Raw genomic sequence first — 24,778 nt, forward strand, 5'->3', positions numbered from 1 at the left:
ATTCATTGCTATACGATTATAGCACTTTTTCCCGTTCTGCCTGTATCGAATCTTCATTAAATGTCTCAAAATCATAATGTAAATTGAAAAAAAAGCACATTTAACTAAACAAACGTTGATTCGTATTGATAATTATTATATTTGCACGCAATTTTTAATTAAATGAAGAAAATTTTTAATTTATTGTTATGTTTTTTCCCCTTCATCACACTGAACGCTCAAATCAATGAGATCGGTGTTTTTCTTGGCGGAAGTAACTTTGTGGGTGACGTAGGGAATACATCGTATGTTTCTCCTGAAAAACCGGCATTTGGTATTTTGTATAAGTGGAATAAAAGCCCCCGTCATGCTTATCGCTTCTCTTACACACAATCAAGTGTTATCGGAAACGATCTTGATTCAGAAGAAACAGGACGAAGCAGAAGAGGTTACAAGTTTAAAAACAACATTAAAGAACTTTCTGCCGGTTTAGAATTTAATTTTTTCGATTTTAATCTTCATGATTACCATCCAAAACTTACACCTTATATATATTCAGGATTAAGTTTTTTTTCTTACGATGAGTTATACATATCGGGAGGACAGACCAGAAAAGAGAAAACTTCGACTTCATTGGCTATACCTATAATATTAGGTCTAAAATCGAATGTAACTCCAAATTTAGTTTTAGGAGCTGAAGTTGGTGTACGATACACATTTACGGACAATATTGACGGAAGTAATCCCGACAATGGAAATTTAGCCCCCTTACGTTTTGGAAATTTAAATAATAATGACTGGTATGTCTTTTCAGGTATCACTTTAACTTATACCTTTGGACAAAAACCTTGCTATTGCGCAGAATAATAAAATGAACTTACTAGACTCTATAGATCAAACAAATTTACCCAAACATCTGGCCATTATCATGGACGGAAACGGTCGTTGGGCAAAACAACAAGGTTTTTTAAGAGCCTTTGGCCATGAAAATGGAACAAAATCTGTAAAAAAAACGATTACCACTTGTGCTAAACTTGGCATAGAGTATTTAACCCTATATGCTTTTTCAACAGAAAACTGGAATCGCCCAAAACTCGAAGTCGAAGCTTTGATGAAAATCCTAATCAATTCCTTAAAAAAAGAACTGGTTACTTTACAGGAAAACAACATCAAACTTAACGCAATTGGAAATCTTGACAAATTACCAAAATCGGCTCAAAAAGAGCTTTTGGATGTTATCGAGAAAACAAAAAACAATACACGTCTTACGCTAACTCTGGCTTTAAGTTACGGATCACGCGAAGAATTGGTAAATGCCGTGAGAATCATCAGTGATAAAGTTAAAAATAATATAATTTCAATAGACACTATTGACGATTCAATTATAAATGAGCATCTTTACACGCAAAATTTACCAGACGTAGATTTATTAATACGAACCAGTGGAGAACATAGAATAAGTAACTTTTTGCTGTGGCAGATCGCCTATGCAGAATTATATTTTACTAATGTGTTGTGGCCAGACTTTAAAGATCAAGATTTATATGAGGCTATTATTAGTTATCAAAAAAGAGAACGTAGATTTGGAAAAACCAGTGAACAAATTAAATAATTTTTTAGTGTTACAAAAAAGAGTAAAAATAGTCCTTACCCTACTTGTTTTGGGTAGTTTTTCACAAATAAAAGCACAAGAAAAAGTTCCTTTTGATCAGGGAAAAAAATATATTCTTGCTAAAGTCTCTGTTGTTGGTAAAATAAGCTTCAATGAGCAAACTGTTGTCACTTTTTCCGGCCTTCAGAAAGGACAGGAAATAACTGTTCCGGGAGAAGAAATTAGTGGCGCGATTAAAAAATTAGGTAAACTTGGCCTTTTTGATGAAATTGCTTTTTATGTAAACAGAGTCGAGAATGACAGTGTTTATTTAGACCTTGATATTGTTGAGCTTCCGAAACTAAATGAAGTTAAATTTGTTGGTATCAAAAAGAGCAAAGTAGAAGGACTGATTAAGGATAACAATTTGACGAAAAGTAAAATTGTAAACGAAAACTTAATTACGACCACCAAAAATTACATCGAGAATAAATACAAAAAAGATGGTTTTTACAACACTAAAGTGACCATAACAACTACTCCGGATACCACTGCAGGAAATCAGGTGAATATGCTTGTCAGGGTAGACAAAGGTGATAAGGTGAAAATCAGCAGTATCGATTTCATTGGCAATACGCAACTTACTGATAACAAGCTAAGAGCAGCCATGAAGGATACGAAGCAAAAAAACGTACTTCGTGTTTTAAAATCTTCCAAATTCATTCCTGAAAAATACAAAACCGACTTAGAAAAAGTAATTGCGACTTATAAAGAAAAAGGATATCGAGATGCCCGTATTATTTATGATTCTGTTACTTACAACAAGGAAAAAAACATGCTTGCCATTAAAATTAAAATGGAAGAAGGCAATAAATACTACTTCGGAAATATTAAATTTTTAGGAAATACCGTTTACTCTGACCAGTTGCTGAATCGTTATTTAGGTATTAAAAAAGGAGAAGTTTACAACGGTGTCCTTCTTGAAAAAAGAATTGCAGATAAATCAAAACCGGATGCGGAAGATATTACCAATTTATATCAAAACAACGGTTATTTATTCTCAAACATCAATGCTGTCGAAGTAAAAACAGTAAATGATACCATTGACTTTGAAATTAGAGTTACTGAAGGGCCAATTGCCTATTTCAATAAGATAACGGTTGTTGGAAACGACAAAACAAATGATCATGTAATCTACCGTGAGTTAAGAACCAAACCAGGTGAAAAATACAGTAAAGAGCAATTAGTAAGAACAATTCGTGAAATTGGACAATTAGGATTCTTTGATCCTGAAGCAATCGATCCGAAATTCAAAAATGTAGATGCCGGTGCAGGAACTGTTGACATCGAATACAATGTTGTTGAAAAAGGATCCAGCCAGGTTGAACTTCAGGGAGGTTACGGTGGTGGCGGTTTCATTGGAACTTTGGGACTTTCGTTCAATAACTTCTCTGCAAGGAATATATTCAATAAAGAATCATACAAACCATTACCTATGGGAGATGGTCAAAAAGTTTCACTTCGTTTACAAGGAAGTACCTACTTTCAAACCTATAGTGTATCGTTCTCAGAACCATGGTTTGGAGGAAAAAAACCGGTTCAATTCAGTTCTTCTATATCGTACAGTAAACAATACTTAAACAATTATGTGACAAGAGATGTAGATAAAAGCAAAAGTTTTAACATCTTAACGTTACAGGTTGGTTTAGCTAAAAGACTTACCGTGCCGGATGATTACTTCGTATTATCACAATCGATAAGTTATCAGCATTATGACCTGAACAATTATAATACAGGATTGTTTACCTTTGGTAATGGAGCGTCAAGAAATTTAGCGTACACTATCGGACTTTCAAGAAGTAATAAAGGGGTTAACCCGATATTCCCAACTTATGGTTCGGAGTTTAGTATTTCTGCAAAAGTTACACCTCCGTATTCATTATTTAATGGTATTGATTATTCAAAACTGGGTGACCAGAAAGAATATAAAAGAACCGCTGAAGCAGATGCCACACAAGGTGATGCAAACGGTATAGTGATCAGAAAAGGGGATTATCTTGATGCAAACGGAAATAAAGTAAATACGTATCAGGAGGCAGCAGCAGATCCTGCGAAAGTAGATCAGAAAAAATACAACTGGTTAGAATATTATAAAGTTAAATTCAAAGCTGACTGGTATACTAAAGTGTATGGTAAATTAGTTTTAAGAACACTGACCGAATTTGGTTTCTTAGGAGCGTATGACCAGTCACGAGGCTTAGTACCATTTGAGCGTTTCTATTTAGGGGGAGACGGTATGGCCAACTATTCAATGGATGGTAGAGAGACTATTCAGTTGAGAGGTTATCCAAACAATTCATTGACACCAATTATTGAAGACAAAACAGATTCGAGATACGGGCAGCAAATTGGGGCAACAATTTATAATAAATTCTCAATGGAGTTACGTTATCCGATTACGTTAAAATCATCAGCGTCTATTTATGCCCTGACGTTTTTAGAAGCAGGTTCATCCTATCCAACGTTCAAGGATTACAATCCATTTGACCTGAACCGTTCAGCGGGTGTTGGTTTACGTGTATTTATGCCTGCATTTGGATTATTGGGTATTGATTTCGGTTATGGTTTCGATGCTTTACCAGGATCTGTTACGAATAAAGCAAATGGTTGGGAAACACACTTTATCATTGGACAACAATTTTAGAGAATTAACGTTTGGTTAAAAATCATCAAATAAAGTTATGTTATGAGAAGACAATTTTTATTTATATTTTTAGCCTTGATTGTAGCTAATACAAGTCAGGCACAGACAAGATCGACAAGGATTGGTTATATAGATATGGAATATATCTTAGAAAATGTCTCTGACTATAAAGAAGCAACAGCACAATTAGAGTTAAAAGCTCAAAAATGGAAACAAGAAATTGAAGGCAAAAAATTAGAAATCAATACACTTAAGGAAAGTCTTAAAGCTGAAAAAGCATTATTGACCAAAGAGCTGATTGACGAAAGAGAAACGGAGATTAAATTTCTGGAAACAGAGATGTTAGATTATCAGCAAAAGCAATTTGGGGCTGATGGAAATTTAATTCGTCATAAAATGGCTTTGGCAAAACCAATTCAGGATCAGGTTTTCACAGCGGTTCAGGATATTGCAGAAGCTAAAAATTATGATTTTGTTTTTGATAAATCTGCAGATTTGACAATGCTTTTCAGTAATAAAAGATTTGACATCAGCGATCAGGTGATACGTGTCTTAAACAGAACCGATAAACGGGAACAATTGACTAAAAAACAATTGAAACAGCAGGAGGCAAAAGAAAATATTGAAAATGCCATTGATGAAAATCCTGCAATGAAGGACAGGCAGAAAGTATTAGATGACAGAAAAGCGGCCAGGGAAAAATTAATCGAGGACAGAAAACTCGAACAGGAAGCAAAGAAAAAAGAATACGACGATAAGAGAAAAGCAATAGCGGCAGAAAGAGAAGCCAAAAAAAATGGCACGGTTTCTGAACCTGCTAAAACAGATGGCACCACTGCCAAACCGGGTGAGGTAACAGAACCAAAAACAACAACCGGAGAGCCGGCAGCTGCTACTCCAAGTAAAGCAGAAGAAAGACAAAAACTTTTCGAGCAGCGTAAAAAGGAATTAGAAGAGAGGAAAAAGAAAATTTTAGAAGAAAGAGAAGCGGCTAAAAAAGCAAAAGAAGCCGAAACACAAAAAACAAATACGACCAATAATTAATTAATATTTTAAAAATGATGAAACAAATCAAAACTTTACTAATTGCTGCTATGTTAATTTTAGGAGCGAGTAACTCAATGAACGCACAGGCTAAGGTAGCTCATGTTGATGTTAGCGAGATTATGTCGAAAATGCCTGCAATGCTTGACGCTCAAAATCAACTGCAAAAATTAAGTGGTACATATGATACTGAATACAAAAAAATGGTTGATGAATATCAGGTAAAAATTAAAAAGTATGAAGCTGAAGCTGCTACTGTAACTGAAGCTGTAAACGGTGACCGTTCTAAAGAAGTTCAGGACATGCAAAAAAGAATTGTTGACTACAGAGACAATGCTCAAAAAGAACTTCAACAAAAAGAAACTGATATCGTAAAACCATTAATGGAAAAAGTAAGAGCTTCTATCCAAAAAGTTGGAAAAGCGAAAGGTTTCCAATATGTTTTGGACGGTTCTACACTTTTATTAGCTGATGGTCCAAACATCACTGCTGATGTAAAGAAAGACTTAGGATTCTAGGAGAAACATTCTTATTATAAAAAACGGCTCAACTTTTTAAGTTTGAGCCGTTTTTTATTTTTTTAATTATCATCAGCAGAATTTCACCGTAAACCTCAACTTTTTTTACTTGAAATTAGCTCAGCCACTCTGCTTTTTAAAATTACTTTACCTGAAATTTTCACGATATCTATGTCTTTAAAACCAGACTTTACAATGGTATTTTATTCCTGCTTAAATCGTATTTTATTTAAAATCGGGATTGTAGAGCAACTAAGAAATATGTAACTTTGTCTTATGACGAATAATAATCCTATAGGCGTTTTTGATTCCGGTATTGGAGGAACTTCCATCTGGAGCGCCATTCACGAACTGCTTCCTAACGAAAAAACAATCTATCTGGCAGACAGCAAAAATGCTCCTTATGGACAAAGAACCAAAGAAGAAATTGTTGCTTTAAGCAGAAAAAATGTTGATTTTTTAATCGAAAACAATTGTAAAATAATTGTCGTGGCCTGCAATACCGCTACCACAAATGCTATTCGTGAGCTTCGTGAAGAGTATGACATCCCTTTTATAGGAATTGAACCTGCCATAAAACCTGCCGCTACTAACTCAAAAACACAAGTAATCGGCATTCTGGCTACAAAAGGAACATTAAACAGTGAGTTATTCAACAAAACTGCCGAAATGTTTCAGAACACTACAATAATTGAACAGGTAGGTCATGGACTGGTTCAGCTTATTGAAGACGGTAATCTTTATTCACCGGAAATGACTCAATTATTGGAAACCTATCTGCAGCCAATGATAGAGGCTAATATTGATTACCTGGTTTTAGGCTGCAGTCATTATCCGTACCTGATTCCACAGATTAAAAAAATCCTTCCTGAGCATATTCAGATTATTGATTCCGGAGAAGCTGTTGCGCGTCAGACACAAAATGTACTGCGTGAAATAGCCGGACTTTCGGATGCAGAAGAAAGTGAACCTGTTTTTTATGTCAATTCAGATTCTGCTGTTTTAAACTCTATTCTCGAAAATAAATATACGGTTATAGAAAAGGATTTTTAAATCCCTATTCGAATTTTCGCTTGACAAACCAAATTCCATCCAGAGATAGATTAAGCGATATTTTATGGTAATTTTCTTTTATCAGATTATCTGAGACACTCCCTTTTTGCCCGTAAGAGTACGAGATATTCAAAGCCGAAAAGGTGTTTTCTATTGGCAATGAAAGTCCGACAGACAGGGCTGCGTTATTGACCCTTTTGCCATCGACTTCAAGATAGCCGGTATCAAAATTTGCACCTGCTGAATACTGAATTTTATCCCAGTACTTTCGGGTATCTTTTTTTGCTTTAAAGGTAAATCCTAATGCAAACCTGTCCTGATTCACAAAATTCCCGAATAACTCCGATTGATTCGTATCATTCCAAAGACTTTTTTCATAATCCAAAGTCATGTTCAAATTATTTTTGAAACGTTTGCTGATTCCTACACCAATTTCTAAAGGTAAATAATAATCATCGGTATCAGAAGCTTGGTTATATTCAAAAATAGTTTCAATTCCACCAGTTACACTTTCCGCACTCTGCACCTTGGACGCCCTTACCCTACTGGGCGCTTTAAAAGTGGAAGCAATAGTAAGGGTCGAATCAATTTTGTACTGAGCGCCCAGAGTTGCACGCACTCCATGATAACTTGTTTCTTTATTGATTGTTGTAAGCGAATTTGAAATCAGGTAACTCCTTTCGTCGGTAGTGTTTCCAAATAACCAGGTGGCAGAAAGACCTAGGGCAAGTTTATTTCCTAATCGGTAGCCGTATGAAAAATCAAAATTATTTAATCCTCCGGAGCCTGCCGCGGTTAAATAATAGGATTCCTGACTATTTTCGATCGGCAATTTTAAGTTAGAAATTTTAAATGAGGCACTCGAATAAGGTCTCAAAGCGGCACTAAATCCGGATTTTTTAGTTACCGGAAAAGCAAAAGCAATATGCGAGAACTGAAAATTATTTCTCTTTTCTGATCTTGAACCACTCTGATAAGTAGTCGCTATAGCTTTTCCGCCAAGATCAAACATAAAATGATTTAAAGGCATATATCCTAAAGAAGCTGGATTGAGATTATTGATAAAATTATCGGATGGCAAAGCTATTCCTGATGACCCGATAGAAGGAATGGAACCAAAATCTGAATCATACAAACTGCCTACACCGTATAAGGAATAAGGTGAACTTGAAATACTTTGAGAAAACGAGCTCAGCGACATTAAAATGAAGCAACTAAAAAAAACTATTTTATTTTTCATTTAATAAGTGATGTAATAAATTTTCAGCTGGATTTTATTGTTCAAATGTTTTTGGTCACCTAAAACAATTCTGTTTACAGCTTTATTAATTCCGGGTAATGTTAAAATTAAAGAAGATCTTGAGGCAGATTGTTTCAGTATTTCCCTTTGCAGAAAATTTCCAATACGAAATGAGTATCCCATATTTTCATTAAACTCGTCACTTTTCTTATTCAATATGCCATACACTGAATATCCTGCAGGATCCAATAAGTCACCGCTAATTCTGTTCAGATTATCAGCGACATGTACCTGAATCGAATCGGCCAGGGGATATTGCTCTGAAAAGGAATTATTAACCGGTTTTAAAATTAATTCGGCGTCAACAATTGCTCCTTTATCTGCAATATATTTCAGCTGTTTGATGTTTGGAAAATCGATTCTGCAGGCTACTCCGGTTCCTGATTGTATAAATCCCTGCCTGTTGGTTAGGGAACTGGAGAGCTTACTGCTTGAAATGGGCAGACTCTGAAGTATGGTGCCGGATTTATCTAATGAAATGGAATTAAATTGTTTTCCTGTATCTGTAATTACAAAATCTATGTACAACGATTTTTCGTCGGTGCTCTGGTATTTGGAGTAATACATCCTGACCACACTTGTACTCGGGTTAAAACCAATAATACTGGCAGAATCAGAGCCGGATGGCACCAGAACCAAACCTTTTAAGTATTCCGTAAAACTCGTAAAATCAGTGATTTCCCTCTTTTTTATTCTTTGAAAAATTTCCGATCCAAAAACGGGATCCATTTTTATATTAATGGAATCTTTTTCAACAGGCCTCGGTTTGTAGGAGACAGAGCCTAAACTTGCCGCACTGTAACTTAAAGTCGAGTTATTATAAAAATTATAATCATCTGTATTGGGCTTTATTTTCTGAAGTACCCGATGAATATCAAATGTCTGCACTTTAGTCGTATCTCCATAAAAATAATTATTATACTTTAAAATCATGGAAATCGAATCAAAAACATAATTCACCGCTTCTGTATCAGATCCCGGACTTGGCAGAGCATACGCATCCGATTCTAATTGGAAATAACTATCCGATTGTACTTTTCCGAAAACGGGATCTGTATAATTTCCTACCAGAATCCTGCTTTGACCTGAAGTAACAAGTGAGTCAAAATTGATTGTTGACATTTCTACTGTAACCGTATCAATTAAAATTACTTTATTATTTACGGTCAGATAATCCGACCCTACTACAAACTCTCCCGCATCCGTATCTGTTCCGCATGAAAATAGTGTAAAGGCAAAAAACAACATTAATATAAACTTGTGCATAATCAGATTTTTGAACAAATATAAATGCCGCTCTTCTGCATCACACTATAACATATACAGGCAGGCCTTTTTGTACTATAAAAAGCGAAAAAACATCTATAATAGGTTTATAACTAACAAATAGATCATTCAGCCATAAAAAAGGCTGTTTAGTCTATCAAAAAGTGCCATACATATATCTTCTTTTTTTTAAAAACATTAGGCACCTACTTTTGAGCCAATAATTTAAGTAATGAAAATAAGGCTTTTAATAGGTTCACTTTTTTTGATTTCATTTTATAATATGAAAGCTCAGGAAAAATTTTCTGCAGAAATCAATGTCAAAACAGAACCAACAGCAAAAATTGATTTTAATGAAACAAATGCTGTACTGTCATTCCATAAAAAAATCAGTACGGCTATTACCGTAACCAATACATTAGCATACACGAATTTGAAAGTAAATTATGAATTAGGGAGTTTTAAGACCTTTGAAAGTCTGGACCATTTTAACCGGCTTCAAAACAAATTTGAAATCACGCAGGAGTTTTCCAGTACAACAAAACTAAATGTTGCGGTTACCCCTACGGTTAATTTTCAGCAAAACCTTGACGCTTCTGATTTTTCGGTTTTAGGAAGTCTTGAAATCAGGCAGCAGCTGAATTCAAAAACTAGTATCAATGTTGGAGCTGCAAGAACAACCATTTTTGGATCTCCTAAATTCATTCCTACGCTGTCGTTACTTTATGCTGTAAACGATAAAAGTGCTTTACTGATCGGATTTCCGGATTCCAGACTCTCTTATTCTAATAATATTCGAAATACGTTCAGCCTGACAAATACTTTTAACGGCAGCTTTTACCATCTGGATCATTTGATTGCTACTACTGACAATGCTTCTAAAGTTACTATGTCGCAAATTACGTCTGCATTGGAATATGAAAGAAATGTCGATAAAAACTGGTTTATAAACCTGAAGGCCGGATATGATTTTAATAAAAAATACAATCTTATCGACGATGATAATCATAAAGTCTATGATTTTAATACGGGTAACGGATACATTTTAGGAATTGGGATCAAATACAAACAATAAATAAATTTAATACACTATGAATAATCTAAAAAAAGGAATATTATTCGCGGCACTGCTTTCCAGCCTGTTTTTTATAAGCTGTAGTAACGACGACGACGATGACGATTTAATTGGAAACTGGATAAAAAAATCATCCTTTGATGGCCCTGCAAGATCCAGTGCCAGCAGTTTTGTTATTGGAGACTATGCGTATGTGGCTACCGGATATACCGGGGATGAATATTTAAAAGATTTATGGGCTTATAACTCAAACGGTGATTATTGGGAACAAAAAGCAGATTTCACAGGTATTGGAAGAAGTTCTGCCTCAAGTTTTACGCTAAACGGGAAAGGATATGTTGGTCTTGGCTATGACGGGACGAACAAACTGAAAGATTTTTATCAATACGACCCTTCAGCCAATAGCTGGACTCAAAAAGCGGATTTCGCAGGTACGGCAAGATATGCTGCTGTCGGTTTTCAGGCAGGTGGAAAAGCATATTTTGGAACAGGTTATGACGGAAATTATTTAAAAGATTTCTACCGATATGACGATCAGACCAATACATGGTTTCTGATGAACGGATTTAGCGGAAATAAAAGACGTAATGCAGCTGTATTTGTAATTGATGACAAGGCGTATCTAGCCACCGGAATCAACAACGGCGTTTATCAGGAAGACTTTTGGGAATTTAATCCGGCTACCGATGTCTGGACCCGAAAAAGAGATATCGACAAGGATGAGGACGACGATGACTCTTACAACGATGATTATTCTATTGTTCGTTCTAATGCATCCGGTTTTGCTTTGAATGGATTAGGGTATATTGTAGGTGGAGAAGGCCTGAGTACCATTTGGGAATATAGCCCGTCAACTGATCTTTGGACGGAAAGAACTCCAATGGAAGGTGCCTCAAGAACAGATGCCGTTGGTTTTACGATCAACAGCCGCAGTTTCTATATGTTAGGAAGAATAGGCTCGACTTATTACGATGATGCCTGGGAATTTAAACCTTTAGAGGAACAAAATGATGATGACAATTAATACCAAAAAATTCTTCCGGTGCAACGGCCGGAAGAATTTGTTATTGATTTTACTTGTTGCACAACTGGCAGCCTGTACCAAAAGCAGTAAATTAAAAAGTGAAACTTTTAAAACAGCCTCAGGCTGGGGATATTCTATTGCTTACAAAGATAAAATGATCATCAGGCAATCTATTATTCCGGTAATAAGCGATTCTAAAAGCTTTTCGACAGAAGAAGATGCCCTTAAGGTCGCCAATCTGGTCGAAAAAAAACTCAGCCGAAACATATCGCCAACGGTAACTAAAAATGATTTAATTTTATTAAAAATAAAATTCTAAATGAATATAGGTGCCATAAAAAATACCAGCTCAAACAAAATCCTGTTCCATGTTATTATATGGGTCTTCTTTATATTGACGTCATTGATCCAGTTTTACGAAAGTCCGTTTACTATCAATAATGATTTTTATGTACAGTGGTTTACCGGTATTGTTTTGTTTTATCTGAATTATTTTTATTTGGTTCCTGTCCTGCTTTTAGAAAAAAAATACTGGCTTTATTTTGTTTTTGTTTTAGCTTTAATCATCCTTTTTATGATTATAAGGATGAATTATTTCATGCCTGAATTTAGGCCGGCAAGACCACCACTTAGAATGGCGCCTCCTCCCGAAAGTGTGAGGTTATACTTAAAAGGCCACTCCGTTAGGGCGGTGATGGCAAAACAGCCTTTGTTTTTTAAGATTGGTCCTTCTCTTTTTTATATTCTGATTATTACTATTAGTGCTATTATCAGAACATTAACTGAATTTTACAACAACCAGCAAAACAAATTAATTGCCGAAACCCATAGGACTAATACTGAATTGATTTATTTGCGAAAACAAACCAATCCGCACTTTTTATTCAATTCATTAAACAGTATCTATTCACTGGCACACAAGAAATCTGATTTGGTCCCTGATGCCATCGTGACATTATCTGAATTAATGCGGTATATGCTGTATGAAACAGACAATCAAACGGTGGCTTTAGAAAAAGAAATCAACTACATTCAGAATTACATCGAATTGCAAAAACTCAGGCTTAACAACATTGAGGACATTGTTATAAATGTCCATGGCGATACCCGTCATCAGTTTATTGAACCTTTGCTGCTGATTTCTTTTGTAGAAAATGCTTTTAAATATGGTACGGACTATAAAGGTGCCGCCCATGTAAAAATCAAAATTTTCATATTAGACAACAACCTTGATTTCTGGATCGAAAACACGATCGAACATTATGTCAAAGACCCTGAAAATTCAGGAATCGGATTAGTAAATATTCAAAGTCGCCTGGACTTACTTTATCCAAATGCACATGAACTTACCATCAATCAGGACAGTAAATTCTATCGTGTACATTTAAATTTAAAATTAGACAGTATTCAAACCGCAATAAATTAAGAACGTTATGGACAGAAAAAAGTTTATCCGAAATGGTATTTTAGGAATTGCTTCATTAGCAACCGCTGCCAAATTATTAGAATCCTGTTCTAAAGATGACAATAACAACACTGATGTCAACGCTTCCGATGATGGAACCTGTACCGTTTCCCCTTCTGAAACCAAAGGCCCTTTCCCTATTAAAACGCCAAGTCAGTTAGTTTTAGAAAACATCAAATCGGATCGAATCGGAATCGCCCTTCTTATTAATTTAACGATCGAAAACAAAAACAATAACTGCTTGCCCCTAGCGGGCGTTTTGGTTGATGTCTGGCATTGCGATAAAGACGGGAACTATTCGGAATATGGAGGAACTACAATGCAGCAAACAGATTATACATCAGTTCATTTTCTGAGAGGCAGGCAAACGACAGATTCTAAAGGTGAAGCCTCTTTTCTTTCGATTTTTCCGGGCTGGTATCAGGGCAGAGCACCACATATACATGTTGAAGTTTTAACAAGCAGCGGCACTTCTTTATTGGTCACTCAAATTGCATTTCCCGAAAATGTTTCCAGTGCCGTATATTCAAGTACCAATTATGCTTCTCATGGACAGGCCGACACATCAAACACAAAAGACAATGTGTTTTCCGATAGCCTGACAAATGAATTAGCCACCCTAACAGGCAATTTAACAGATGGTTATACATTAAGCAAAACTATTATTGTAAGCGGGTAATTTAAGCCGTAAAACGTTTTTTATGAAAACTTTAAAACTTATTTTAGGGGTTTCAAACTACTTTTGAGCACCAAAACAAATTTAAGAATCTAATTTCCAACAGATGAAATGTGTAATTATAGACGATGAACCGTTAGCGGTTGAATTATTAGAAGATTTTGTGAGAAAGATAGATTCGCTCGAATTGGTTAGTACGTTCAACAATGCCATCGATGCTGTTTCTTTTATCAATCAGAACAATGTCGATTTAATTTTTTTGGACATTCAGATGCCGCATTTCTCGGGAATTGAATTTCTGAATACAATCGAAAAAAAACCTCTGATTATTTTTACTACTGCCTATTCCGATTATGCTGTTGAAGGCTTCAATCTTGGTGCTGTTGATTATTTGGTAAAACCAATTCCTTTTCACCGCTTCTTAAAATCAGTCGTAAGAGCGCAACAGATTTTAAATCCGGCGGCTGCACTTCAAAACATTACTGAAACCACTACAACTCCGGAATCAGAACAGGATTTTATGTTCGTTAGAGCAGAATACGAAAATGTAAAAATGAATTTTTCGGAGATCTTATTTATCGAGGGGCTGAAAGATTACGTAAAAATTTATACGACAGATAATAAATTTACACTGACCTTAATCAGTTTAATCAAATTAGAAAATTTACTTTCCAGCAAAGGGTTTTCAAGAATTCACAGATCTTATATCATTAACATAAAACATGTAAAATCAATTCAGAAAAATAAAGTCCTGATTAGTGATAAAAGAATTCCTATTAGTGAAAGCTATAAAACTGCTTTCTTCGAGAAGATCAATTTATAATCTTAAAAAATAAATTCCAAATCCCAATACGTCAAGATTGGAATTTGGAATTTATTTTTTGGATTTTATAAATTTCTTTATAATTTATTCTTCGTTTTTAAACCAGCCCGAATACATGACATAATTGTTAGAAATACGCTCGATTTCTCCCGCGAAGTCAGACTGATCAATCTCTTTTACTTTTTTTGCCGGAACGCCTGCATAAATGCTTCCTGAAGTGACAACCGTATTTTGTGTTAAAACGGCTCCTGCTGCAATGATAGAATTGCTTTCTATGACACAGTTATCCATTACAATCGCTCCCATTCCGATTAAAACATTATCGTGAACCGTGCAGCCATGAACAATTGCATTATGACCTATCGAAACATTATTCCCTATAATAGTCGGATGTTTTTGGTAGGTACAGTGAATAACGGCACCATCCTGAATATTGACTTTGTTTCCGATTTTAATGAAATGCACATCACCGCGTATAACAGCATTAAACCAAACGCTGCAGGAATCTCCAAAAGTAACGTCTCCAACAATAGTTGCATTTTCGGCCACATAACAATCCTCAGGAATGGATGGAGATTTTCCGTTTACAGATTTAATTAACATAACAAAAGATTTTAATTAATAGCAGGACAATTACAATCGTAACGTTCCTTTTTACAAAACAAATTGATTCCTAAAGTAATCTGATGATAACCTCCGGTATCAAATTTCACATCTCCCGTAACTTGAGAATACGTATAAGCAAACATGAAATTTTTATAATTTAAACCTATAATAGGTGTAATATATTGTAATTTTTGAGAAGCAACCCCGCTTCCGGCACTATATTGTGCGCCATCAAAACTTCGTCTGTACGATAAGGCAGCCCATAAGCTTCCGAAATCCATATTTTTATAGGCCTTTAAATTTACATCTATTGATTTTTCCTTCGTCTCATCAAAGAGCTGAAATAAAACGGAAGGTTCCCATGTCATACTTTCTCTTTTACCAAAAACATATCCTGCACTCAGGAGATACTTTCTCAAATTATTACTTTCATACTCTGTATATAATTCCCTTCTGGTTTCTAAAACACCCTGAACAGTAGCATGCGCATAAAAGTTCAAATAATTATACGATGCTCCAAAATCGACATTGAAATAAGAATCTTTCTGAATAGATCCGAAGACAACGGGATCAAAAGTAGTTCCAAATTGCGTTTCGTCTAACTGACTCTGAATTACTCCGCCGCTGATACCAAAGGAAAGCTGATTCAAATCAACTTCATCTCTTGAAAACATAATATGGTGTGCATAAGTAAGCTTCAGTCCCTTTTGCGAATGGTATCCATTTTTATCATTAAAGACAATAATTCCGGCTCCGGAACGCTCTCCTATCCTTCCATTAAAACTTAACGTCTGAAGAGAAGGCGCATCTTCCTGTCCAAACCATTGCTTTCTGGCTGTCAATCGTATTTTTGCACAATTGGCCGCTCCCGCCATAGAAGGATGGATTAGATAATAATTGTCTGATAAATAGTCTGAATAAACCGGAATGCCTTCTTGTGAATAAGCGTATAAAGAGGTAACCAAAAAAATAAATAAAACCTTGATTCTAAATTCCATAAAGGCAATTTTGTTTAAATATATTTTTGACTCTTCTATTTTAATACGATTAATTTGAAAAGAGTCTTAATTATTTTATTAAAAAACCAAATATAGGTATTAGTAGAAAATAACTTTACTAAATTTGCCAAAAAATACAGCTCATGACAAAAATCACTATAAAAGAAACTCAAAATCCAACTATTTTAAAGTTTGAGTTTGAGGATTTCATTACTCAGAATCAAAATTTTGAATTTAAAAATATCGATGAAGCACAAGCTTCACCCCTGGCACAGCAATTGTTCTATCTTCCGTTTGTAAAAACAGTTTATATCTCCGGTAATTTTATTGCTATTGAAAGATATAGTATCGTAGAATGGGATGACGTAAAAGATGCCGTTGCAGAACAAATTGAAGCATTTGTAGACAAAGGCGGCGTTATTATAAAAATCGACGAAAACGCTGCAAAAAAGCAACCGATTACCGTTTATGGTGAATCAACTCCAAATCCTTCTGCACTAAAATTTGTTGTAAGCAGAATGCTGACCAGAAACGCTGTAGAATATAAAAATATCGATCAGACCGCTTCTTCTCCATTGGCAAAAGAATTGTTTAAATTTCCATACGTGAAAGAGGTTTTTATAGATGAAAACTACATCTCCGTAACCAAATATGACATTAATGACTGGCAGGAAATCACACTTGAAGTCAGAACTTTTATCAAACAGTTTATCGAAAACGGAGGAACTGTTCTAGATGAAACTTTAATTGAAGTTGCAACAAAAAACGATATCACCAAAGATGAAGCTTTTGACAAATTAGACGTGACTTCCCAACAAATCATTAACATCCTGGAAGAATATGTAAAACCGGCAGTAGCAGCTGACGGAGGAAATATTGCTTTTGATTCTTATAATGAAAATGACAAAACCGTAAAAGTGATTTTGCAGGGTGCCTGCAGTGGCTGTCCCTCTTCTACTTTTACGCTTAAAAGCGGTATCGAAAATATGCTGAAAAGCATGCTGAACGATGAAGCTATTAAAGTAGAAGCGATAAATGCATAAAAAAACGGAAGCGCCTTTTATTAAGGCGCTTTTTTCATAAAATCATATCTCCCTAATTTTCAGTAAATTATTCCACTTATAATACTATAAATTCTGTAGAAATAGTTAATATTGTAATATAAACTAATCAAAAACCAGAAACTATGGGATTATCTTCATTCTTTAAGAATTTATTTGGCTCAGCCAAAGATTCAGTTACAGATTTGGCCAATCAGGCAGAAACCACTTTTGATCACGCTAAAGAAGCCGCTGCTCCTTATATCGACAAAGCAGAAGCTTTTGCTGAAGAGACTATTGCAAAAGCCAAAGAAGCCTCAGAACCAATCCTTGAAAGTGCGGCTGAATACGCACATCAGGCAAAAGAAACAGTGAGTGAATATGTAGAAAAAGCCTCAGAATCAATAAGTGATGTAATCGATTCTGTAAAAGAAAAAACAAGCGAAGTTTCCGGCGAGACTAAAACTATAATCCCTGAAACGGTAATAGATGCCAGTGAAACAACAACAACTGCAACAGACGAAATTATTGATACTATTCCTCCTAAGGAATAAGGACTGATTTTTTCTTATAAAATAAATATATCTATATTTGCAGCATTAATACGCCTTCTCTTTTGAGAAGGTTTTTTTATTCGAAAAAACATGAACCTTGATCCAAATCAGTTTAGCAATTACGTCACGAAATATGCTGACGTATTAGTTGATTATTCTCTTAAACTAGTTTCTGCCTTTATTATTTTATTTGTTGGTATCTACGCCATCAGATTAATAAACAGACTTATTACGAAGGTAATGGTACAAAGAAATTTAGATCCTACTTTAACAAAATTTCTTTCGGACATCCTGATATGGGCACTCCGAATTTTATTGTTTGTTACTTTCATTTCAAAATTAGGAATTGAGACATCATCATTTGTTGCCATTTTAGGAGCAATGGGTCTTGCTGTTGGTTTATCTCTGCAAGGTTCGCTTTCTAATTTTGCCGGCGGAATGTTAATTATCGTTTTCAAACCTTTTAAAGTGGGAGACACAATTGAGGCTCAGGGCGTTATAGCCACTGTAGTTGAGATTCAGATTTTCGTAACTAAAATGCTGACCGCCAACAATCAAACTGTGTTTGTACCTAACGGCGCATTGTCAAACGGAACGATTATTAATTATTCGATGCAGGGAGAAAGAAGAGCTGATTTAACTTTTGCTATTTCGTACGATTCAGATATTAAAAAAGCAAAGGAAGTGCTTTTGAATGTTTTAAACACCAATCCTAAAGTACTTAAAAATCCAGCACCTGAGGTTTTCGTTAAAAATTTAACTGCAAGTTCTATTGAATTTTCTGTACGTCCATGGGCTAAAAACGAAAATTTCGGAGTTGTTTTTGCTCAGACCTTAGAAAATTGCAAAACTGCATTAGATGAAGCGGGAATTGCGATTCAGCCGTACACGCTTCAAAAATAAAATACTTTTACTGTTTTTTAGCTGGCGTAGTCATGATAAAATCTTTCAGGTAATAAGGTTCAAAATAAGCGACATCTACGGTGTCGTTTATTTTGTATTTATCATAACTAATTTTACTCATTGCAGCCGCTGAAGGATATTTGATGTATTCTAAAAAAACAAAATTTTCCTTAGTCAGGACTGGCTTGCATTTTTCGGCACAATCGCCAACAAAATAAACAGTTTCAGTAATATCCTGAAACGAATTTTCATCTATCACTTCTGCCTGAACGGGTCTTTCGGTTTCTAATCCCGCGCTAAAAACGGCACTGTATACTTCCATTCTTCTTGCATCCAGCATTGGAATGATTTTTCCATCTGAAATTTTAGCCTGAGAGGCCAAAGTCAGTAAGGTGTCTACCGCAATCAATGGGATATTTAATGCAAAACACAGCCCTTTTGCTGCGGAAACGCCAATTCGCAAGCCGGTATAAGATCCCGGCCCCTGACTTACGGCTATTGCTGCCAAATCATGTACGGAAGTCCCTGATTCTTCAAGTACTTCTTCAATAAAAACATGTAGTTTTTCGGCGTGTGAATAACCTTCTTCAGCAATTTCTTTACATAAAATGGTTTCACCATTTTTTGCAATTGACACAGAACAATTTTTCGTAGCCGTTTCGATATTGAGAATAAAAGACAATATGTTTATATTTAAAATTAAAAAATTATGTAAAGACAAAAGTCAAAGCAAATGTAAATATCCAAAATAAGAGAGTAGCAAAACATAGATTTACGATTAAAAATCCTAAATAGATGAACAGCTTTCTAACTACGGAAAAATAAACATATTCTTCGCTGTAATATTTTGTTTTGTACATTTTATAGTGCGCGTATACAACAAATATCGCTGCCCCGATAAAACCTCCAAAAAGGCTGAAAAGTATTTCTTGAGTAGGTCCGCAGCTAAGTGCAATAATCATATTCTGATTGGTTATTTCTTAGCCGAATCTGCCTTTTTAAGCTTTACCTTATCACCGGAATTCAAGTCCTTGGAAACCGTTGTGTAAGGCCCTGTGATTACAACGTCACCCGCTTTCAGGCCAGACATTACTTCTATATTGGTATCGTCCTGAATCCCCGTTTTGATAATTCTGATTTTGGCTTTATTTCCTGATTTCACAAACACACATTCGAATTTTTTATCGCTTTTTGGTGCTGCTTTTTTATCTTCGTTAGGATCTTCTACTTTAAAATCTTTTACCGCTGTGGTATCGGATTTAACAACAACAGAACTAATTGGCACTGCCAAAACATTCGATTTTGTTTTTGTAATAATATCAACTGTTGCCGTCATTCCGGGTCTGAAAGGCGAATATGTATCTGGCTTGCCTTCTAATAAATCCTGATAAGATTCTTTTAAAATTCTAACTTTAACCTTGAAATTTGTTACCTGATCTGATGTTAATGTACTGCTTGCAGAGTTAGAAATACTGGTTACAATTCCTTTAAATTTTTTCTTTAAATAAGCATCAACTTCAACATTTGCCTCGTCTCCAATTTTAATTTTTACGATATCATTTTCATTCACATCAACTTCAACTTCCATATTGTTAAGGTTTGCTACTCTCAACAACTCTGTTCCTGCCATTTGTTGCGTTCCTAAAACTCGTTCGCCAAGCTCTACATTCAATACAGAAATAGTTCCGTCAGCAGGAGCATAAATGGTAGTTCTCCCTAAGTTATCTTTTGCTTCATTTACAGATGCAGCAGCACTTTGAACTGTAAAATAGGCATTTTGTTTCGTTGCTTTAGCGACTTCAAAAGAAGCAATTGCTTTATCCCAATCTGACTTTGAAATAACGCCTTTATCATACAAGGTTTTATTTCGGTCGTAATTTGCTTTTGCCTCTTTATAAGATGCATCAGATTGTGTTAAACCTGCCTTTGTTCCAGACAGATTGGATACGGAACGGTTATAACTTGAGGTATATAAATCAGGATTTATTTTAACTAATAAATCTCCTTTTTTAACTACCTGCCCTTCTTTTACATTTAACAAAATAATCTCACCCGAAACTTCCGGTGAGATTTTTACTTCAATTTCCGGCTGAATTTTTCCTGTTGCCGAAACGGTCTCAACAATAGTTGAAGCTGTTACTTTAGAAATTTCTACTTCTTTTCCTTCATCCTTATTTCCTATTGCTCCCGATTTCGAAAGACCAATTAAAATGGCAATAAAAATTATTGCACCACCCACTAAGAAATAAATTGTTTTTTTTGACATAGTAAATTATTTTGTGATAATTGGAATAATTGGAATTCCAAAGTAGAATTCAAGTATTTTAATTTTAAAAATATAATCGTATTTCGTTCTTATAACATCTGATTGCGCGTTGGTTAACAAAGTTTGTGCTTGTGTAAAATCAAATGAGTTCATTAAACCTACATCGTATTTTTCTTTCGCATAATTATATGCCTGTTGTCTTGCCTCTAAAGTTACCGTTGAAGATTCATAAGTATTTAAAGCTCCTTTTGCATCTGTAAAAGCCGTATAAACATTACGCTGCAAATCTAAACTTTTTTGCTCTAAATCTATTTTAGATTTTTCAAAACTTACTTTATTACGCTCCACATTATTTTTGGCAGAGAACCCATTAAAAATTGGAACATTTAATTGAAATCCAAAATTATGACCTTTGTTATCGCTAAATTGGGTAAAAATAGGATCCGGGCCAAAAGTAATCGGGTTACCATTTGCATCCGATCCGGTTCTGTCACTGTAACTGGCACTGGTACTAAATTGATAAAATCCTTTAAGTGTAGGCTGATAAGCTCCTTTTGCAATCGAAACATTTTTTTCGGCAATTTCCAGATTGGTTTGTGCTATTTTTAAATCTGTTCTTATTTCTTTGGCTTTGTTGTATATGTCATCCGGACTTTGCAAAAGGATGCCGTTTTCATCTTTAGCATTCGTATCATCAATTACATCAAAATCTGTAAAATCTTTTAATTGTAACAACTGGGCCAAGCTTAATTTAGAAATCAGCAAACTGTTTTCAGCCACAATAATTGCCTGCTGATCTGTTGCATTAGTAGCTTTTAAATCAAATAAATCACCACGCGGAATTGTTCCTGCATTGACCATTTCTTCAGAACGGGCCAAACGTTTCTGATCAATAGAAAGCTGTTCTTTTTTTACTTTTAAATTTTCTTTGTTAAAAAGAATTTCCAGAAACGCATTGGCTACATTTAAGGAGACATCTTCCTGCATTTTAACCAATTGATATTGTGACGAGATAATAGAAAGCTTCGCTCTTCTGTACGTATTTTGATTTTGCAATCCTTTATAGATGTCAACACCTGCATTCACTCCTAATGAAGAATATTGGGTGGTTTGGGTGGTTGCAATATTGGTAACCGGGTTAACGTTCAAACCAATATTCCAGGAGTGGGAAGCATTTCCGTTTACTGATGGAAGGTAACTTCCTAATGCCCCTCTTTTATCAATTACTGCATTTTTTACATCTAGTTCTGATAATTTTATCGTTATATTATTATCCAATGCATAACGAACACATTCTTCTAATGTCCATTGTTTTGTCTGTGCCTGGCCTGATAAACCAAACCCAAACAACATAGCAAAAACAAGACTATTATATTTATTTATTTTCATATATTTTGAATGAAGCACAGTAAAGATACTGCACAAATTTAACATTTTTTAAAACTGCAAAACCTCTTTTTTGCGTTCGGATTATTTTTTCTCACCTTCAGTAATCAAACCCTGATTCCAGATTTTGATTTTATCTGATTTTTTGATCCCGCTTTTCACCTGAACATATATTCCGTCACTCACTCCCAAAACTAAATCTTTTCTTTGAAATTTCTGAGGAGCAGTTTCAATTTCAACATAAGGTTTTTGTGTTTTCTTGTCAAATTGAACCAGTGATTCTTTTATGGCCAGCACTTTATCCGCTTTTTCTAAAATAATGGAAGCATTGGCACTTAAGCCGGCTCTGATAAAAGTTGCATCCCTGTTTTCCAAGGAAGCTTTAATTTCGAACTGAATCGCACCATTTTCTACTACACCTTTTGGAGCTATATCTGTTAAAACTGCATCAAATTTTTTATTTTCAATGGCGCCCACTGTAATTTCAATCTGCATTCTTTCTTTGATTTTACCAACTTCAGATTCGTCAATTTTTCCAACAAAAATCATTCTTCCCACATCGGCAACACTGGCAATTGTAGTTCCTTCATTAAAATTATTACTTTCAATCACCTGATTTCCTACTTTTACCGGAACTGCTAAAACCATTCCGTTTACCGTTGAACGAATTAGGGTATTGGCATAACTTCCTAAAGAAGTTGTTGTTCCTGTTTTTACGATATCCAAACTTTGTCTTGCTGCTGAATAATTTTGCTTAGCCTGGGTATAAGCCAGTTGTGCAGCATCAAAATCGTTGGCCGAAATAACATCCTTATCGAACAACGTTTTTTGTCTTTTATAAATTTTCTCCTGATTATCTAAAGCAATTTTAGCGGTTTGCACCTGATTTTGCGTGCTGCTTACATTAGAAACATTGGCCACAACCCTGATTTTTGCAATCATATCACCTGCCTTGATTTTTTCACCAGCCTTGATATACACTTCCTCGATAATTCCCGAAATGTTTGGCTTGATTAGAACCTCTTCGTCGGGCTGAATATTACCGGTGGCAATAGTATTTTTTACAATCGTTTTAATTTCTGCTTTTTCAGTTTTGAAGACAATTGGTGACTCCTGATTTTTAGCGTATAAATAATATAATGCGCCAAAGAAAACTACAGCAATAAAAATTAAAATAGTTACTGTTACTCCTTTTTTCATTTGTTTTTGGTTTAATCGATTATTTTTTGATTGATAATTCTATTCTGTTCGCAAAGCATCTACCGGCTTTACATTGATTGCGGTCTGAGCCGGAATAAATCCTGCCAGCAAACCAGACCCTACTAATATTAATAATGCTACAAATACAACTCCTAAATCTACGCTTGGGTTAGAAAACATCGTATTACTTCCCGGCGGCATTGAATCTAAAAACATATTCAGCAATGCTATAATTCCGGTTGCGACGGCAATACCCAGCATGCCCGAAATAATGGTTAGAAATATTGCTTCTGATAAAATTTGTCCGCGAATAGCAGCAGGTGTTGCTCCCAATGCCCTGCGGATTCCTATTTCCTTAGTACGTTCTTTAACTACAATAAGCATAATATTTGAAATACCAATTACTCCGGAAATCAAGACCAAAGTTCCTACAAAATAAGCTATAATATTAAGAATACTAAATAAACTTTGCACTTTGTTAAACTGTTCGTATAAATCAAAATTTCCAACGGCTCTGTCATCCGTAGGATTTACGGAATGAAGCGATTTAATTAATTCTAAAATTTTTGGTTTTAAAGATGTAATTGATGTTTCGTCCTTTGCCGTTAGGGCCATCCACCCTACTTTATCTCCATAATTAAAAGCTTGCTGAAAGGTAGTAAACGGGATAAATATATTTTTTTGTTCCTGTTCTGCATTTCCTCCTTGTTGTTTAGAGTGATAAACCCCTACAACCATAAAATTAATGCCATTTACTTTTATATAAGTTCCGATTGCCTCTTCTTCTTTTCCGTAAAGTTCGCTAATAACTCCTTTTCCAATTACAGCAATTTTCCTTCTCTCATTAATATCCTGCTGATTTATAAAACGTCCTTTGATAATATCCATGGGTTGTTGTTTAATCAACTCGGGATAATCACCATAAATGGTAAAAGAAGAAGTTTTTGTTCCGCGTACGACATTATTTGTTCCGTTAAAATCTCCCAGCTGATTACGTGGCGAAACATATAACAAATCCGGAAATGACGCCTTTAAAGCCGCTACATCACTATTTCTAAAATCATATCGGCGTGTTTTAGGCAATCCTTTATAAGCTTTTGACGTGGTCTGGCTCCACATAAACATGGTATTGGTGGCAATTCCGTCAAACCCTTTTTTAATTCCATTTTCCAGGCCATTCCCCGCAGCAAGTAATATTACGAGAATAAATATTCCCCAAAATACCCCAAAAGCAGTTAGAACCGTTCTGAAAACATTGGCTGTTAAAGCCTGTAAAATTTCGTCCCAATTATCTTTTTTAAACATAA

At 35.1% G+C, this 24,778-nt stretch carries 24 protein-coding genes; 15 read left to right on the plus strand and 9 right to left on the minus strand.

The window, feature by feature from the left end:
• Nucleotides 1–162 precede the first annotated feature (162 nt).
• The 6 genes from HAV12_RS20445 (at nt 163) to murI (ending at nt 6,889) form a co-directional block, all read left to right on the plus strand.
• Nucleotides 163–846, plus strand: coding sequence for a DUF6089 family protein (locus HAV12_RS20445; RefSeq protein WP_171571235.1), 684 nt, complete (start codon nt 163–165; stop codon nt 844–846).
• Nucleotides 847–850: 4 nt separating this feature from the next.
• The gene (locus HAV12_RS20450; protein WP_171571733.1) at nt 851–1,591 is read left to right on the plus strand and encodes an isoprenyl transferase; all 741 of its coding nucleotides are present in this window, start codon (nt 851–853) and stop codon (nt 1,589–1,591) included.
• Entirely contained in the window at nt 1,524–4,274 is a 2,751-nt protein-coding gene (locus HAV12_RS20455; protein WP_171571236.1) for an outer membrane protein assembly factor, read from the plus strand. Before HAV12_RS20450 ends, HAV12_RS20455 begins: the two co-directional genes overlap by 68 nt.
• A 42-nt stretch (nt 4,275–4,316) precedes the next feature.
• The gene (locus HAV12_RS20460) at nt 4,317–5,318 is read left to right on the plus strand and encodes an OmpH family outer membrane protein (RefSeq protein ID WP_171571237.1); all 1,002 of its coding nucleotides are present in this window, start codon (nt 4,317–4,319) and stop codon (nt 5,316–5,318) included.
• A 14-nt stretch (nt 5,319–5,332) separates the two neighbouring features.
• The gene (locus HAV12_RS20465) at nt 5,333–5,836 is read left to right on the plus strand and encodes an OmpH family outer membrane protein (RefSeq protein WP_171571238.1); all 504 of its coding nucleotides are present in this window, start codon (nt 5,333–5,335) and stop codon (nt 5,834–5,836) included.
• Nucleotides 5,837–6,112: 276 nt separating this feature from the next.
• Nucleotides 6,113–6,889: a glutamate racemase gene (murI, locus tag HAV12_RS20470; protein ID WP_171571239.1), complete on the plus strand. Its 777-nt coding sequence runs from the start codon at nt 6,113–6,115 to the stop codon at nt 6,887–6,889.
• 4 nt (nt 6,890–6,893) lie between these two features.
• On the opposite strand, the gene HAV12_RS20475 is transcribed toward murI, so the two are convergent.
• Together HAV12_RS20475 and HAV12_RS20480 are read right to left on the minus strand one after the other, a co-directional pair.
• Nucleotides 6,894–8,129 (minus strand): aromatic hydrocarbon degradation protein, encoded by a 1,236-nt coding sequence (locus HAV12_RS20475; RefSeq protein WP_171571240.1) that lies wholly within the window; start codon nt 8,127–8,129, stop codon nt 6,894–6,896.
• Entirely contained in the window at nt 8,130–9,455 is a 1,326-nt protein-coding gene (locus HAV12_RS20480; protein ID WP_240345200.1) for a DUF4270 family protein, read from the minus strand. It abuts the gene before it with no gap.
• Between the two features lie 232 nt (nt 9,456–9,687).
• Between HAV12_RS20480 and HAV12_RS20485 the strand changes: the two genes are divergently transcribed.
• The 6 genes from HAV12_RS20485 to HAV12_RS20510 all read left to right on the plus strand — a co-directional run bounded on the left by HAV12_RS20485 (nt 9,688) and on the right by HAV12_RS20510 (nt 14,518).
• Nucleotides 9,688–10,530, plus strand: a complete 843-nt coding sequence (locus tag HAV12_RS20485) for a DUF6268 family outer membrane beta-barrel protein (protein WP_171571241.1) — start codon at nt 9,688–9,690, stop codon at nt 10,528–10,530.
• A gap of 16 nt (nt 10,531–10,546) precedes the next feature.
• Entirely contained in the window at nt 10,547–11,554 is a 1,008-nt protein-coding gene (locus tag HAV12_RS20490) for a kelch repeat-containing protein (RefSeq protein WP_171571242.1), read from the plus strand.
• Between the two features lie 43 nt (nt 11,555–11,597).
• On the plus strand, nt 11,598–11,873 hold the full coding sequence (locus HAV12_RS20495; RefSeq protein ID WP_240345201.1) for a DUF4907 domain-containing protein: 276 nt from the start codon (nt 11,598–11,600) through the stop codon (nt 11,871–11,873).
• Entirely contained in the window at nt 11,874–12,980 is a 1,107-nt protein-coding gene (locus HAV12_RS20500; RefSeq protein WP_171571243.1) for a sensor histidine kinase, read from the plus strand. It begins immediately after the preceding gene.
• A gap of 7 nt (nt 12,981–12,987) precedes the next feature.
• Nucleotides 12,988–13,698 carry an intradiol ring-cleavage dioxygenase gene (locus HAV12_RS20505; RefSeq protein ID WP_171571244.1) on the plus strand — a complete coding sequence of 237 codons (711 nt, stop codon included), beginning with the start codon at nt 12,988–12,990 and terminating at the stop codon, nt 13,696–13,698.
• A gap of 103 nt (nt 13,699–13,801) precedes the next feature.
• Complete coding sequence (locus HAV12_RS20510) at nt 13,802–14,518, plus strand: LytTR family DNA-binding domain-containing protein (protein ID WP_171571245.1); 717 nt, start codon at nt 13,802–13,804, stop codon at nt 14,516–14,518.
• Between the two features lie 84 nt (nt 14,519–14,602).
• Here the strand turns inward: HAV12_RS20510 and HAV12_RS20515 are convergent, their stop codons facing one another.
• Nucleotides 14,603–15,121 (minus strand): gamma carbonic anhydrase family protein, encoded by a 519-nt coding sequence (locus tag HAV12_RS20515; protein WP_171571246.1) that lies wholly within the window; start codon nt 15,119–15,121, stop codon nt 14,603–14,605.
• A gap of 11 nt (nt 15,122–15,132) precedes the next feature.
• Nucleotides 15,133–16,122 carry a type IX secretion system membrane protein PorP/SprF gene (locus tag HAV12_RS20520; protein ID WP_171571247.1) on the minus strand — a complete coding sequence of 330 codons (990 nt, stop codon included), beginning with the start codon at nt 16,120–16,122 and terminating at the stop codon, nt 15,133–15,135.
• A 143-nt stretch (nt 16,123–16,265) separates the two neighbouring features.
• Here HAV12_RS20520 and HAV12_RS20525 point away from each other — a divergent pair, with 143 nt between their 5' ends.
• From HAV12_RS20525 to HAV12_RS20535, 3 genes are all read left to right on the plus strand, one after another.
• On the plus strand, nt 16,266–17,165 hold the full coding sequence (locus HAV12_RS20525; RefSeq protein WP_132031588.1) for a NifU family protein: 900 nt from the start codon (nt 16,266–16,268) through the stop codon (nt 17,163–17,165).
• A gap of 143 nt (nt 17,166–17,308) precedes the next feature.
• On the plus strand, nt 17,309–17,716 hold the full coding sequence (locus HAV12_RS20530) for a YtxH domain-containing protein (protein WP_171571248.1): 408 nt from the start codon (nt 17,309–17,311) through the stop codon (nt 17,714–17,716).
• Nucleotides 17,717–17,806: 90 nt separating this feature from the next.
• On the plus strand, nt 17,807–18,619 hold the full coding sequence (locus HAV12_RS20535; RefSeq protein WP_171571249.1) for a mechanosensitive ion channel family protein: 813 nt from the start codon (nt 17,807–17,809) through the stop codon (nt 18,617–18,619).
• A 7-nt stretch (nt 18,620–18,626) separates the two neighbouring features.
• Here the strand turns inward: HAV12_RS20535 and tsaB are convergent, their stop codons facing one another.
• The 5 genes from tsaB to HAV12_RS20560 all read right to left on the minus strand — a co-directional run bounded on the left by tsaB (nt 18,627) and on the right by HAV12_RS20560 (nt 24,776).
• Entirely contained in the window at nt 18,627–19,301 is a 675-nt protein-coding gene (gene tsaB, locus HAV12_RS20540; protein WP_171571250.1) for a tRNA (adenosine(37)-N6)-threonylcarbamoyltransferase complex dimerization subunit type 1 TsaB, read from the minus strand.
• Between the two features lie 291 nt (nt 19,302–19,592).
• Nucleotides 19,593–20,885, minus strand: a complete 1,293-nt coding sequence (locus tag HAV12_RS20545; protein WP_171571251.1) for an efflux RND transporter periplasmic adaptor subunit — start codon at nt 20,883–20,885, stop codon at nt 19,593–19,595.
• Between the two features lie 6 nt (nt 20,886–20,891).
• A complete protein-coding gene (locus HAV12_RS20550) occupies nt 20,892–22,274 on the minus strand; it encodes a TolC family protein (RefSeq protein ID WP_171571252.1) in 1,383 nt (460 codons plus the stop codon).
• A gap of 81 nt (nt 22,275–22,355) precedes the next feature.
• Nucleotides 22,356–23,471: an efflux RND transporter periplasmic adaptor subunit gene (locus HAV12_RS20555; RefSeq protein ID WP_171571253.1), complete on the minus strand. Its 1,116-nt coding sequence runs from the start codon at nt 23,469–23,471 to the stop codon at nt 22,356–22,358.
• 39 nt (nt 23,472–23,510) lie between these two features.
• Nucleotides 23,511–24,776, minus strand: a complete 1,266-nt coding sequence (locus HAV12_RS20560) for an ABC transporter permease (protein WP_171571254.1) — start codon at nt 24,774–24,776, stop codon at nt 23,511–23,513.
• Nucleotides 24,777–24,778: the final 2 nt, after the last annotated feature.

It is taken from the genome of Flavobacterium sp. CLA17, assembly GCF_013112255.2.
Lineage (GTDB): Bacteria > Bacteroidota > Bacteroidia > Flavobacteriales > Flavobacteriaceae > Flavobacterium > Flavobacterium circumlabens.

What these genes read in the sequence shown, in the direction of transcription:
- HAV12_RS20485 (WP_171571241.1), top strand. Translation starts at nt 9,688, where the DNA reads ATGAAAATAAGGCTTTTAATAGGTTCACTTTTTTTGATTTCATTTTAT.
- HAV12_RS20560 (WP_171571254.1), bottom strand. Translation starts at nt 24,776, where the DNA reads ATGTTTAAAAAAGATAATTGGGACGAAATTTTACAGGCTTTAACAGCC.
- HAV12_RS20555 (WP_171571253.1), bottom strand. Translation starts at nt 23,471, where the DNA reads ATGAAAAAAGGAGTAACAGTAACTATTTTAATTTTTATTGCTGTAGTT.
- HAV12_RS20480 (WP_240345200.1), bottom strand. Translation starts at nt 9,455, where the DNA reads ATGCACAAGTTTATATTAATGTTGTTTTTTGCCTTTACACTATTTTCA.
- HAV12_RS20505 (WP_171571244.1), top strand. Translation starts at nt 12,988, where the DNA reads ATGGACAGAAAAAAGTTTATCCGAAATGGTATTTTAGGAATTGCTTCA.
- HAV12_RS20475 (WP_171571240.1), bottom strand. Translation starts at nt 8,129, where the DNA reads ATGAAAAATAAAATAGTTTTTTTTAGTTGCTTCATTTTAATGTCGCTG.
- HAV12_RS20490 (WP_171571242.1), top strand. Translation starts at nt 10,547, where the DNA reads ATGAATAATCTAAAAAAAGGAATATTATTCGCGGCACTGCTTTCCAGC.
- HAV12_RS20550 (WP_171571252.1), bottom strand. Translation starts at nt 22,274, where the DNA reads ATGAAAATAAATAAATATAATAGTCTTGTTTTTGCTATGTTGTTTGGG.
- HAV12_RS20545 (WP_171571251.1), bottom strand. Translation starts at nt 20,885, where the DNA reads ATGTCAAAAAAAACAATTTATTTCTTAGTGGGTGGTGCAATAATTTTT.
- HAV12_RS20510 (WP_171571245.1), top strand. Translation starts at nt 13,802, where the DNA reads ATGAAATGTGTAATTATAGACGATGAACCGTTAGCGGTTGAATTATTA.
- HAV12_RS20445 (WP_171571235.1), top strand. Translation starts at nt 163, where the DNA reads ATGAAGAAAATTTTTAATTTATTGTTATGTTTTTTCCCCTTCATCACA.
- HAV12_RS20460 (WP_171571237.1), top strand. Translation starts at nt 4,317, where the DNA reads ATGAGAAGACAATTTTTATTTATATTTTTAGCCTTGATTGTAGCTAAT.
- HAV12_RS20520 (WP_171571247.1), bottom strand. Translation starts at nt 16,122, where the DNA reads ATGGAATTTAGAATCAAGGTTTTATTTATTTTTTTGGTTACCTCTTTA.
- HAV12_RS20455 (WP_171571236.1), top strand. Translation starts at nt 1,524, where the DNA reads ATGAGGCTATTATTAGTTATCAAAAAAGAGAACGTAGATTTGGAAAAA.
- HAV12_RS20525 (WP_132031588.1), top strand. Translation starts at nt 16,266, where the DNA reads ATGACAAAAATCACTATAAAAGAAACTCAAAATCCAACTATTTTAAAG.
- HAV12_RS20530 (WP_171571248.1), top strand. Translation starts at nt 17,309, where the DNA reads ATGGGATTATCTTCATTCTTTAAGAATTTATTTGGCTCAGCCAAAGAT.
- HAV12_RS20465 (WP_171571238.1), top strand. Translation starts at nt 5,333, where the DNA reads ATGATGAAACAAATCAAAACTTTACTAATTGCTGCTATGTTAATTTTA.
- HAV12_RS20500 (WP_171571243.1), top strand. Translation starts at nt 11,874, where the DNA reads ATGAATATAGGTGCCATAAAAAATACCAGCTCAAACAAAATCCTGTTC.
- murI (WP_171571239.1), top strand. Translation starts at nt 6,113, where the DNA reads ATGACGAATAATAATCCTATAGGCGTTTTTGATTCCGGTATTGGAGGA.
- HAV12_RS20535 (WP_171571249.1), top strand. Translation starts at nt 17,807, where the DNA reads ATGAACCTTGATCCAAATCAGTTTAGCAATTACGTCACGAAATATGCT.
- HAV12_RS20515 (WP_171571246.1), bottom strand. Translation starts at nt 15,121, where the DNA reads ATGTTAATTAAATCTGTAAACGGAAAATCTCCATCCATTCCTGAGGAT.
- HAV12_RS20450 (WP_171571733.1), top strand. Translation starts at nt 851, where the DNA reads ATGAACTTACTAGACTCTATAGATCAAACAAATTTACCCAAACATCTG.